This is a genomic window from Prevotella dentasini JCM 15908 (assembly GCF_000614065.1).
Taxonomy (GTDB): Bacteria; Bacteroidota; Bacteroidia; order Bacteroidales; family Bacteroidaceae; genus Prevotella; species Prevotella dentasini.
The window spans coordinates 26,168-38,228 of the sequence record NZ_BAKG01000004.1; the positions used below are offsets into that span (position 1 = coordinate 26,168).

Below are 12,061 nucleotides of genomic sequence, written 5' to 3' on the forward strand. Positions count from 1 at the left end.
ACTGACAGGAAACTTAATATCATTACCACAAGAAAAGCTATCCACCCTCCTCCATAAAAAAAGAGATAATTAAAGGAAGTATCGGGGAAAGGAGACAAACAGACCCTGCTGGTAATAGAACGGCCCACGAATATGCTCTAAAAGATAGACTTATCATAGACCTAAGTATCCATACCCTTACCAACAATGCAATTACAAATACTACTAACTGAACAATAAACACGATTTCCGCAGAACACCCGAAATATTTCAAAAGAACATACGAGATGGGAAGAATCATCAATAGCATAGTCCCTACTACGACTTGATATTTTTTTATATTGCCCGTTGATAGTGCAGCCTGAACCAAAGGATTGGCCATACTGTCGATGATGGAAATAATGAGTATTAAGCGAACAAAACTTATAGTGTGTTCTGGAACGATTTTTAGCCACAATTCAAGTATCTGCTGGGGTTCTATCAGTACAGGCAACGACAGAAATAGAAGCAGATAGCAGGAGAACTTAGAACTGGTGAAGATGAGAGAGTGCATATACTCAAAATCATTCTCTGCGTATGATTTTGTTATCTGAGGATTAATAGCAGTCTGGAAGTTTTGGCAAAAACCTTTAATGGTGTTTTGTACTTGCACAGCAATGCCTCGCGCCGCATTGATTGCTGGGCCAAAGAATATGTTTAGAAGGATGTTTAGTCCTTGCGTAAATCCCACCATTGCAAGGTTGCCAAAAAGATTCCATCCTGCAAAACCTGTCATCTCGTGAAATAAACTCTTGTCCCAAATCCATCTATAGTGGGTTTCTTTGAAATGTCTACCGCTGTATTGTCCGTATACAACCCTGATAAATAGCTGAACAGAAAACATGAGAACTGCATACAGCTTTAATTTGTCGAAGTTGAAAATTATTAGTATATATACGATAAGGAGTTTAAGTATTACTTCCAAAACAGAAATATATGCAAAGGCACCCATTCGCTCATGGGCGATAATAGCTGCATTATAAGGGATGCTCATCACCATTATAATAGTGGAAAGGACGGAGAACTGGTAGACCCAAATAGCTGATGAAAAACGAGATGGTGGGATAGTAAGATACCGATAAACGAACCACAATCCTATTGTCTCAGCCAAGACAAATATGACGGCAGAAATCATTAGATGAATATTCACACTGGTGCAAAAAACTTTGTGTAAGTGTTGTGTGTCTCCTCTGCCTAATTCGAAATTTAGATATCGTTGGGTTGTGGACGCCATTGCACTGTTCAGGAACGTGAACATTGTAACGAAGCCACCTACGACATTATAAAGCCCAAAGTCCTCCACCCCTAATGTATTCAGGACAACACGTGAGGTGAAGAGGCTCACTATCATCATGAAAATCATTCTGAAATACAGAAGTAGTGTGTTCTTTGCTATTTGTTTATTGTTATTTGATGTTTTTTGTGACATAAATTATTTCAGAGACAATAAAAAATATCTTATTAGATTACTTTTCGATTAATCATCTGCTCTGCTATCTATTTTAGAATTTTGTAATCCATTACTTTCTAAGTTTAGTCTTAATCTTTAATCTGAATAATGGTCATGGAGATGTCGTTAGTATGATAATCAGGGTCAAAAAACTATGCTGTTCTGCTTTTATGTGATAGTATTTTGCATACTTTCCCCTCCCCATACTTGTTTGGCAAGATGGGTGTTATGGAACGGGAGCGAGAATGTACTGCTTAAGGACAGGCAATGTCCGCAGATTATTCCGGAATAGACAGATTTTCATGCTGAGGGGCTGTATCAAAAGCCTTGGATAGGTGTGTGCAGCCTTCCTCGCTGCGCGCATGGAGGAGCGAATGAGAAAACTATACATTATCAGTAGTCTATACTGTCTGATAGTGGAGATGGTAAGTTTCTATCTGTCCGAGTCAATGTTTACTAAGAACTCAATTTGTTGCACAAAGATACAAATAACTTTTTAATAATTTTATCTTTAGAGGGATTTTTTTCATGTTGGTGTGTTTTTATAATTGTGGAATTAACTATTTGGGTTCAATGTCATGCGCCAGTTCGGGATAAGGAAACCCTATGATAAGGTTGGTAGGCCGTTCCTTGGGAAGTCCTCTTGCCGTTCCTTAGGAATCGCTTTAGTCGTTCCTTAGGAAGTCTTCTTACCGTTCCTTAGGAGTCGCTTTGGTCGTTCCTAAGGAATCGTTCCGGGCGTTCCCCGGGAGCTGTTGCGGACGGTTCTCCCGGTTCTTTTTTCTTTCTCGGAGAGGGTTAGTTTGCCGGTCTTTTGTGCCTGTGCCCGGGCGTTCCGCTGTTCCCTCCAGCGACGATTCCCATCGGAATTGCAATGCAAAATTAAGAAGTGGCAAGGCCTTCCCTTACTTTTATCAAGAAAACTGCTTGTTTGCGGGGATGTCCTGCTTCTGGAAAATTTCTGAAACAATCTGAAAAGTGCATTGGTTGCTGAATACAAATGCGTAACTTTACAATGGTAATACGTTAGGGAAGTTCTTCGTCGGAGTTCGGACCTTCCTCTACGTGTTGGGCGGGCTGCTGTGCTGCCCGCTTCGGCGGACGGGAGATTGGGGCCTGTCTGCGCATGGGCAGCAACGACTATCCGATATAGCCGGAATCATCATGCCAAAGTGCCACTTTGACAGAGCAAAAGTGGCACTTTGGCAGAGCCTTTAAGGCTTCTTGCTATTAAGGGCTATGATGCCTCCCAAAAGGGAACGGCTGTCCTGCACAGGAGGGCAGCTTGGGATTTTTATATGGCGTCGTAGCCTTGGTGCTGTTGCGTTCCAGCAAGTCGTGCAGATTCAGTTCCTTGCAGCCGTTGGCTTCAAAGGCTTCCTGCATTTCTTCTTCGCCTTCCTTTTCCTCTTCGGAGTGAACAAAGGTGATGCTTTTGCTCTTCAGCTCTGCGATTCCCCAGCCTATCAGGCCGATAACGAGCAGAGCAATAAGTCCTATCATTGGAGTTGTCATAATTGTACGGTTGTTTTGTTGCAGATGCAAAAGTACATTAACTTTATGGAAAAGCCAAATTTTATCTAAGTTTTTAGTAACTTTGCATGTCTGACAAGATAAAAACAAAAAGACAGGATGAATAGAAAAGAACGATATGAGAAGGTGCTGGGTTATTTTCGGGAAAATGTTGGCGAGGTAACGACAGAGCTGATGTTTGGCTCGGCCTTTCAGCTGCTTTGTGCAACGCTGCTTTCTGCCCAGTGTACCGACAAGCGCATCAACGAGATAACTCCCGGGCTGTTTCGTGTTTTCCCCGATGCCCAGACGATGGCAAAGGCAGAAGTGAAGATGTTTTTGAGTTGGTCAAGAGCGTTTCCTATCCCAACTCCAAGGCAAGGCACTTGGTGGAGATGGCCCGGATGCTGACAGAGCGGTTTAACGGGGAGGTTCCCTCTACGCCCGAAGAGCTGACGCAGCTGCCGGGTGTCGGGCGAAAGACGGCCAACGTTATTCAGGCTGTATGGTTTGGCAAGCCGACGCTTGCCGTAGATACGCACGTCTATCGCGTCAGTCATCGGATGGGGCTTGTACCGAAGGATGCCAACACGCCTCGGAAGGTGGAGGATTATCTGATGAAGAATATCCCGCTCGGCGAGGTTTCCTCCGCCCATCACTGGATTCTGCTCCACGGCCGCTATATCTGCAAGAGCGCACGCCCGTTGTGCAGCAAGTGCCCGTTCGACGACTTCTGCCCCAAACTGTTGGAAAACAGCAAGTTGGATTAAGGCTATGTACGGTTTCTCATACACTGAATAAACAACAACCCAAATGAATACAAAACTATTGACAAGGTTTCTGACGGATATTGCGGCAAACAATAACCGGCCTTGGTTTCAGGAACATAAAGGAGAATACGAGGTGGCGAAGGCCGATTTTGAAGCTGGAATAGAAAAGGCCATACAGGCTTTGTCTACTTTTGATGACGAAGTCTCGCATCTGAGTGTGAAGGATTGTACTTACCGCTTCTATCGGGACATCCGTTTCTCACCCGACAAGAGTCCCTATAAACGGCATTTCGGAGCATATATTTGCGGTCATGGGCGCAAAGCCCTCCGTGGAGGATACTATATCCATGTTGAGCCGGGAAACAGTCTGGTGGCTGTCGGCTCATACTGGCTGCCTACAAACATCCTGACCTCCTGCCGAAACGAAATAATGGGAAACATTGATGTGTGGAGAAAGGCTGTTGAGAATGGGAAGTTCGTTAAAATGTTCGGCTATCCCAATGAGGGCGAATGGACTGACGGAAGAATCAGTGAGAAAGGATTCGGGCTGACAGCCCTGAAGACTGCACCCAAGGGATTCCCAAAAGACTATGAGTACATGCGGTATCTGCGCATGAAAGACTATTGTTGCTGGGTGAAGGTTTCAGACGACTTCTTCGAGGGCGACAAGTGGGTCGGCCGTCTGGTGGATATTGGCAGGACGGGAAAACCGATGATGGACTTCATCAACAGCATAGTGGACGACTACGAATAATCAGTGCGTGGCCTTCCACCATGAGGTTTCTGATTTGCTGCGGATAACTTTTGGTGCCGTAGACGGGTCGCTGATGGTGATGCCGCTGTAGGCACTGACATCGTAGACCGAGCCGTCCCATCCGCGATAGACGGTGAACAGGTGTGGGGTCTTTACGGCAGAAGGTATCAGGCGTTCCATAACCGAACGGTATTCTACGGTATCTCTGTCCGCCATGCGCAGGTTATGGTTGTATTCTCTCAGGTAATTGCCCAAATCGTAGAAACGGCAGGCGGTTTCACCATCCTGTGCCGAAAGGGTGGAAGCCTCGGGGGCGGTGATTCCCGAAGTGTTCATCTGCCGTAATACCTGCGCCATGGAGGTAGCGTATGCACAGTCTATGACCGACAAGGAGCCGTATGGATATTTCGCTATGGTATAATAGCCGAGAAAGCCATCTGTGATGGCCTTGTAGTCCGGGGTCTGTGCTGCCATGTATTGGAAGACATCTTGATAAGGCAGTCCCTCCTCCATGATCTCGCTCGTCGAAGCTATCAGGTAGTTGGCTGCATCTTTAAGTTCGTATGCCAGTTCTATATTGGACATATAGCAGTCGTCAAAACAGATGAATTGCATCTTTATGCCATTCGACGATATGGCGTATGCTATCTCGGATATGTTCAGCTGCTCGGTGTAGGTAAGTCCGCCAATGCTCCGGCTTCTCTTTTCCTTCTCGGTCTTGGGAATCCATCCGCTGCCATGAGCACCCATTATCATGGCATAGAGTGGAGTAGGGGAGTAGCGTTTCATTTCTCCTATATATTCCTGCAGACCTTTTCCGGTCATTTCCAAAGCCTTGTACTGCTTGACGATTTTGTGGCTGCATTTACCCTTATCGGCGTCATAGACAATCTCAAACATCTTGGCAGACTCTCTGCTATCGGCAATAAGGACGATGGTACGGGTGTTTGGGGCAGACTTCCCTTTTTCTATGGCTGCCTCAACTCCTGCAATATTAGTCAGGAAGTTATGGTATAATCCCGAGCTGGTTGCACTTCCTGTCCATGGGAAAAACATAAACAGAGTTTTGTTGACCGTGGAAGGCTCTGGCACCGGGAAGTCTTCGTCGTGTCCACATCCAAAGGCGGTAAGCAGCAGGAGGGACAGGAGCAAGAGGGTACATAGAGTCTGTAGTCTATTCTTTAACCTTATTATATATAGGGAATATGCCATAGTGGATGTAAAAGTAAATGGCGGTAGACCTGAAACCTACCACCATTTATGATGAAACATGTTTATTGTCTGTTCTTCAACTCTTCAATGTTGGCTTTGATGGTGGCAATCTTTTCTTCCGAATCGCTTTGTTTCTTTTGCTCGCGTGCGATAACCGCTTCGGGAGCATGGGCAACAAAGTTTTCGTTTGAGAGTTTTTTCTTGATGCCTGTAAGGAAACCTTCCAAATGGGCAAGTTCTTTTTCAAGTTTTGCCAACTCGGCCCCAACATCTATCAAATCACCAACGGGAACTGCAAAGTTGTCGGTTCCTACCATGAAAGCGGAAGCATCGGAGGCCTTTTCCTCCACAACCTTAATTGTGCTGAGATTGCCCATCTTGGTAATGATGCTGTTGTAGGTGTCATAGTGGCTTGGCGCAATGACATGAAGCTCCAGCTCTACCTTTGGTGCAATATTCTTTTGGTTGCGAATCATGCGGACACCACCTACAATCTGCTTTACGTTCTCAATATCGTCAATGAGCTTCAGCTCTTCTGCCGTTGGGGAAGGAAGATGCTGCTGTACGCTCATAATGCTTTCACCATCCTTGCGCTCGTAGATGTGTTGCCAAAGTTCTTCCGTGATAAAGGGCATGAATGGATGGAGCATCTTTAATAATGCGTCGAAGAAGCGGAGGGTTTCCTCGTAGGTTTGCTTGTCGATGGGTTTTCCATATTCCGGCTTGATCATTTCCAAATACCAACTTGAAAACTCATCCCAAAAGAGTCGGTAGACAGTCATCAAGGCTTCGGATATGCGATAGCTCTTGAACTGTTCTTCCATTTCGTTATTGGCAGCCTTCAATTTAGCATCAAACCAACTGATAGCGAGACTACTGGCAATAGGCTGCTTTTGTTCCTCAGTCTCCCATCCTTGGACAAGTCGGAAGGCGTTCCATATTTTGTTGTTGAAATTTCTTCCTTGTTCGCAGAGACTTTCGTCAAAGAGAATGTCGTTGCCGGCAGGGGCTGACAGCATCATGCCCATACGCACGCCATCGGCCCCGTACTTCTCTATCAGTTGGAGAGGGTCGGGGGAGTTGCCAAGGCTCTTGCTCATTTTGCGGCCGAGTTTGTCGCGGACGATTCCCGTGAAGTAAACGTGCTTGAACGGGAACTTGCCACGATATTCGTAGCCTGCCATAATCATGCGGGCTACCCAGAAGAATATGATGTCCGGACCCGTTACGAGGTCGCTTGTCGGATAGTAATAGCTGATTTCCTCGTTATCAGGATTATTGATACCATCGAATACGGAAATCGGCCAAAGCCAACTCGAGAACCAAGTGTCAAGGCAGTCGCTCTCCTGTTCGAGGTCTGTGGCTGTGATGGATGGGTTCTGAACCTGTGCAAGGCGCAGTGCCTCTTCGTTACTCTCGGCTACAACGTATGTGTTCTTTCCTTCACTGTTCTTGAAATAGTAGGCAGGAATACGATGCCCCCACCATAATTGGCGGCTGATGCACCAGTCCTTGATGTTCTCCAGCCAATGGCGGTAGGTGTTTTTGTATTTCTTTGGATAGAACTCTATCTCGTCGTCCATGACTGGTGCCAACGCAATGTCGGCAAAATGCTGCATCTTCAGGAACCATTGTGTGGAGAGTTTAGGCTCAATAGGTACATTGGTACGTTCAGAGTAGCCCACTTTGTTGTCGTAGTCCTCAATTCTCTCCATCAGTCCGGCCGTTTCCAAATCTTTGGAAATCTGTTTACGCACGTCCATGCGGTCTTGTCCGACGTAGAGGCCTGCTGCTTCGGAGAGAGTTCCGTTGTCGTTGAAAATGTCGATGGTCTCCAGTCCATGCTTCAGTCCCAGTGCGTGGTCGTTGATGTCGTGGGCAGGAGTTACCTTCAGGCAGCCTGTACCAAACTGAATGTCAACGTAGCTGTCTTCTACTACGGGGATGCAGCGGTTAACCAAAGGAACGATGACATGAAGTCCTTTCAGCCATGTGTTCTTTCCGTCTTCGGGGTTTATGCACATTGCGGAGTCGCCCATAATAGTTTCCGGGCGTGTTGTGGCAACTACTGCATAGTAGCCCTTGTCGTCCTTGTGCATTATGTTTTCTTCCGACTTGCGCTCTACCTTGGCTTGGTCGTCAGGACTGACATAGTATTTAAGGTGATAGAGCTTTGAGTGTTCATCTTTGTAAACAACCTCTTCGTCGGAAAGAGCAGTCTGTGCCTGCGGGTCCCAGTTGACCATGCGGACACCACGGTATATATATCCTTTGTTATACAGGTCGCAGAACACCTTTATAACTCCTTCGCTACGGGTTTCATCCATAGTAAAGGCTGTGCGTTCCCAGTCACAGGAGCAACCGAGCTTTTGTAATTGTTTCAGAATAATTCCGCCATGCTCGTGTGTCCAGTCCCAAGCATGTTTCAGAAATTGGTCGCGGGTAAGGTCGGTCTTCTTGATACCTTCCTGCGCAAGTCTGTTGACCACCTTTGCCTCTGTGGCAATGCTGGCATGGTCGGTTCCCGGTACCCAACAAGCGTTCTTGCCTTCCATCCGTGCGTGGCGGACGAGAATGTCCTGAATGGTATTGTTCAGCATGTGTCCCATGTGAAGAACGCCCGTTACATTGGGTGGTGGAATAACCACAGTGTAAGGCTCTCTGCCGTCTGGTTTAGAACTGAATAGCTTGTTATCCATCCAGTATTGATACCATTTAGACTCCACTACCTGTGGGTCGTACTTGCTTGCTAATTCCATTACGTTGTATATTATTTCTTTATTATCATTAAAAACAGATGCAAAATTACGAAAAAATCATTGGAAAAATGTATCTTTGCATTAGTATTTAGTGGTACAAGGTACTTCTTTTAACTAATTATATAGAATAGATTGCATACCAAGAAAGAAAAACTGGAAGCCTTCGGACGGTTGTTGGATATACAAGACCGGCTGAGAAAGGAATGTCCATGGGACAGGAAGCAAACTTTTGAAAGTCTTCGTCCGAACACAATAGAGGAAGTTTTCGAGTTGGCAGATGCCTTGATGAAACAAGATGTAAAGAACATCTGCAAGGAGTTGGGAGATGTTTTGGAGCATGTCATATTTTATGCCATGTTGGGGAATGAAACGGATACATTCGATATTGCCGATGTCTGCAACGCGCAGTCGGACAAGCTGATGTTCAGGCACGACTTCATAGACTGGACTGGTTGGGTGGTTACGAATAGTCAAATGATTGTTAATGCAAATGGGCAAGTCGTTTACAAGGACGAACTGTCGCAGGTCAATATCCCTGAGACTGGGAGTAGCGAAACGAAAGTTCCAACTACGTCCGTCCAAGTAGAGTCGACGTGGGAACAGCGGAAGCAGAAAGAGCGGGGGGGAATAAAACCGTACTCTCAGGTGTACCCGACTCTTTGCCCAGTCTCATCAAGGCGTACCGTATACAGGATAAAGCCCGTAATGTGGGCTTCGACTGGAAGCAAAAAGAAGATGTCTGGGAAAAAGTCAGCGAGGAACTGGATGAGCTGAAGGCAGAGCTAAAGGTAGAAGACATGGAAAAATCCACGAAAGAGTTAGGCGACTTCCTTTTTTCTGTTATCAATGCAGCCCGGTTATATCATCTGAATCCTGACAATGCCTTGGAATATACGAATCAGAAATTCATCAAGCGGTTCACGCATATTGAGCAGAGGGCTTCAGAAACAGGAAAATCTTTAAAGGATATGACGCTTGGGGAGATGGATGAGCTTTGGAATGAAGCTAAAAAGCTATTGGGTTGATTTTTACATTATCAAATTACAAATATGAAGAAACTGACTATTTTTATATTGGTAGGCATCCTCGGCTTTTCCATAGCAGGATGTAAGCAGGATAAGGCTAAGCCTGTGTTGGATAAGAATGTAGAGAACACTGACACGCTGAACGCTGGTGACAGTACGGTTTACGGAACTATGGTCGACGGTGGCATGAACTCGTTGATTTTGGTTACAGATGCAGGTGATACGATTGAGTATTTGGTGAATCCCGACGACACAATAGAAGTGGTCAAAGGAGGCAAAATCAATGGAGACAAGTTTGCAGCCGTTGGGTATATGGAATATGGCGACCGTTTCATCCGTAAGGCCATTAACTTAACCTCGCTGATAGGTACATGGACGAGTATTGATAAAAACTTTGATATAAAGGAAGGGGGAGCTATCGTGTCGCACACTGAGGCTGAACGGAATCCTTGGACTTCGTGGAAGATATACAATGGTAAGCTCGTTTTGTCGCGTGATACCTTCGAGGTTGAAGAGTTAGGTGCGGATTCTCTATTATTGGAAAACAAAGAAGGCATTTTCTCGTTTACGCGAAAGAAATAATAGTGAATCCGTTTAGAATACATGTCTTAGGGTGTGGAAGTGCGCTTCCCACCCTTCAGCACTATGCTTCGTCGCAGGTTGTGGAAATCCGGGAGAAGCTGTTTATGATAGATTGTGGGGAAGGCACGCAGATTCAGCTACGACGTTCGCATATCCATTTTTCCAAACTGCTTGCCGTGTTTATTTCCCATCTCCATGGCGACCATTGTTTTGGGTTACTTGGAATGATTTCTTCCTTCGGAATGACAGGTCGTACTGCCCCCCTGCATATCTATGGCCCTGCAGATTTAGGTGCTATGCTGAAGCAGGGGCTTGACTATTTTTGCCACGGCTTAGAGTTCGATGTGGTGTTCCATGCGGTTGATACGGAACAATCGGCAGTTATCTTTGAAGATAAGAGCTTGACGGTTGAGACAATTCCTTTACAGCACCGTGTACCTTGCTGTGGCTTTCTTTTCAGGGAGAAGCCGATGCTGCCGCATATCCGGCGCGACATGATAGACTTCCATCATATACCCATCAGCCAGATCAATAATATAAAAATGGGTGCCGACTGGATAGATGCAGATGGAAAAATTATTCCTAATGCCAGACTGACTACTCCGGCCACACCTTCTCGCAGCTATGCTTATTGTTCGGATACTCGATATATGAGCCATCTCCATCGGATGATTTCGGGCGTCAGTACTCTTTATCATGAGAGTACCTATGCCAGTGATAATGAAGGCAGGGCAAGGCTTTACTATCATAGTACGTCCCGGCAAGCGGCAATTGTAGCACGGGATGCTCATGTGGGTAAGCTGCTTTTGGGACATTACTCTGCTCGCTATAACGATGAAACTCGCTTGCTGCATGAAGCCCAAGAAGTCTTTCCGAATAGTTATTTGACAAAAGAGGGAGCTGTATTTGACGTATAATTGTTAAATAATTCAAATCGAACAATATTTCATAATGCCCTGCTGTCCTCTTTTTCACTAAAAAATGCTATCTTTGCATAGTTGCATTAAGAAAATAAAAGATGAAGAAGATATTTGCCTATATACTTATCTGTTCAATGGCTATATTTGCTTCCCCTATGAGGTTGCAGGCCAATACTGCCATTGAGGTTATTGAGCAGGAAGCACAGAACATCATTATTTCCGTTTCAGGTTCCGTACTTCAGGTTGTGGGTGCCAATGACGAGGTACTTCAGATTTACAATGTAACGGGTGTTCGTGTGATGAGCGTTCGTGTGGATGGTAACGACAAGCGTTATAATCTGAATCTTCCGAAAGGCTGCTATATCGTAAAGGTGGGTAAGGTTGTTCGCAAAATCTATATCAGATAAGCACTTGTATGCCTCTCATAGAGTGGGCGTATAAGTTGATATGTCGCAGATGGAAGAATCTGAGATGGGTCGTCTCCTGACTGATAGAGATTGTCGGGAGAAAGTTTTTGCATTATTGGTCAATCAGTATAGCAAGTCTCTGTATTGGAAAATACGTAGCATTGTCCTTTTTCATGACGATGCTGATGATGTATTGCAGAATACTTTTATGAAAGCATGGAAGAGTTTGGATGATTTTAAGGGGAAATCCAAACTTTCTACTTGGCTGTACAGCATAGCCATAAATGAAGCATTAGATTTTCTTCGCCGTCAAAAGAAGTTTGTTTCGGCAAATTCTAATGAAGAAACAGGAATTGCCAATAAACTGACAGCGGACGAATACTTTGATGGGGACAGGGGGCAGGCTGTCTTGCAGGAAGCTATTGCACAGCTGCCCGACGTGCAGCGGACTGTCTTTGTGCTCCATTATTACGATGAAATGAAGTATTCCGAGATAAGCACGATGTTGGGAACAACCGAAGGAGCTTTGAAGGCATCATACCATATTGCCGTACGAAAGATAACCGAGTACGTAAAATCTCATTCTTGATTTCAATTAATCGCCCTTTCATTAAACCTTATAAGAACTTTTGCGTCCTAAAAGTACAAAAAA

The 12,061-nt window shown here is 45.2% G+C and carries 8 protein-coding genes and 3 pseudogenes; 7 read left to right on the forward strand and 4 right to left on the reverse strand.

Annotated features, from left to right (window positions below; translation table 11 throughout):
• Positions 1-37 precede the first annotated feature (37 nt).
• Entirely contained in the window at positions 38-1,168 is a 1,131-nt protein-coding gene (locus JCM15908_RS11895) for an MATE family efflux transporter (RefSeq protein WP_234396355.1), read from the reverse strand.
• 1,611 nt (positions 1,169-2,779) lie between these two features.
• Positions 2,780-2,983, reverse strand: a pseudogene (locus JCM15908_RS11900) (hypothetical protein); the annotation flags it as partial.
• 117 nt (positions 2,984-3,100) lie between these two features.
• Here JCM15908_RS11900 and nth point away from each other — a divergent pair.
• Together nth and JCM15908_RS02860 are read left to right on the forward strand one after the other, a co-directional pair.
• Positions 3,101-3,750: pseudogene (gene nth / locus JCM15908_RS11905) on the forward strand (endonuclease III).
• 43 nt (positions 3,751-3,793) lie between these two features.
• On the forward strand, positions 3,794-4,504 hold the full coding sequence (locus tag JCM15908_RS02860) for a DUF2461 domain-containing protein (RefSeq protein WP_025002195.1): 711 nt from the start codon (positions 3,794-3,796) through the stop codon (positions 4,502-4,504).
• Here the strand turns inward: JCM15908_RS02860 and JCM15908_RS02865 are convergent, their stop codons facing one another.
• Both JCM15908_RS02865 and JCM15908_RS02870 read right to left on the reverse strand, forming a co-directional pair.
• A complete protein-coding gene (locus tag JCM15908_RS02865; protein WP_159101295.1) occupies positions 4,505-5,560 on the reverse strand; it encodes a clostripain-related cysteine peptidase in 1,056 nt (351 codons plus the stop codon).
• A gap of 218 nt (positions 5,561-5,778) precedes the next feature.
• Positions 5,779-8,475 carry a valine--tRNA ligase gene (locus JCM15908_RS02870; RefSeq protein WP_025002197.1) on the reverse strand — a complete coding sequence of 899 codons (2,697 nt, stop codon included), beginning with the start codon at positions 8,473-8,475 and terminating at the stop codon, positions 5,779-5,781.
• 132 nt (positions 8,476-8,607) lie between these two features.
• Between JCM15908_RS02870 and mazG the strand changes: the two are divergent.
• From mazG to JCM15908_RS02895, 5 genes and pseudogenes are all read left to right on the forward strand, one after another.
• Positions 8,608-9,500: pseudogene (mazG, locus tag JCM15908_RS11910) on the forward strand (nucleoside triphosphate pyrophosphohydrolase).
• Between the two features lie 24 nt (positions 9,501-9,524).
• On the forward strand, positions 9,525-10,082 hold the full coding sequence (locus tag JCM15908_RS02880) for a lipocalin-like domain-containing protein (RefSeq protein WP_025002198.1): 558 nt from the start codon (positions 9,525-9,527) through the stop codon (positions 10,080-10,082).
• Positions 10,083-10,084: 2 nt separating this feature from the next.
• Positions 10,085-10,999: a ribonuclease Z gene (locus tag JCM15908_RS02885; protein ID WP_025002199.1), complete on the forward strand. Its 915-nt coding sequence runs from the start codon at positions 10,085-10,087 to the stop codon at positions 10,997-10,999.
• Between the two features lie 137 nt (positions 11,000-11,136).
• The gene (locus JCM15908_RS02890; protein WP_234396364.1) at positions 11,137-11,409 is read left to right on the forward strand and encodes a T9SS type A sorting domain-containing protein; all 273 of its coding nucleotides are present in this window, start codon (positions 11,137-11,139) and stop codon (positions 11,407-11,409) included.
• Positions 11,410-11,449: 40 nt separating this feature from the next.
• On the forward strand, positions 11,450-11,998 hold the full coding sequence (locus JCM15908_RS02895) for an RNA polymerase sigma factor (RefSeq protein ID WP_025002201.1): 549 nt from the start codon (positions 11,450-11,452) through the stop codon (positions 11,996-11,998).
• The last annotated feature ends 63 nt before the right edge of the window (positions 11,999-12,061 follow it).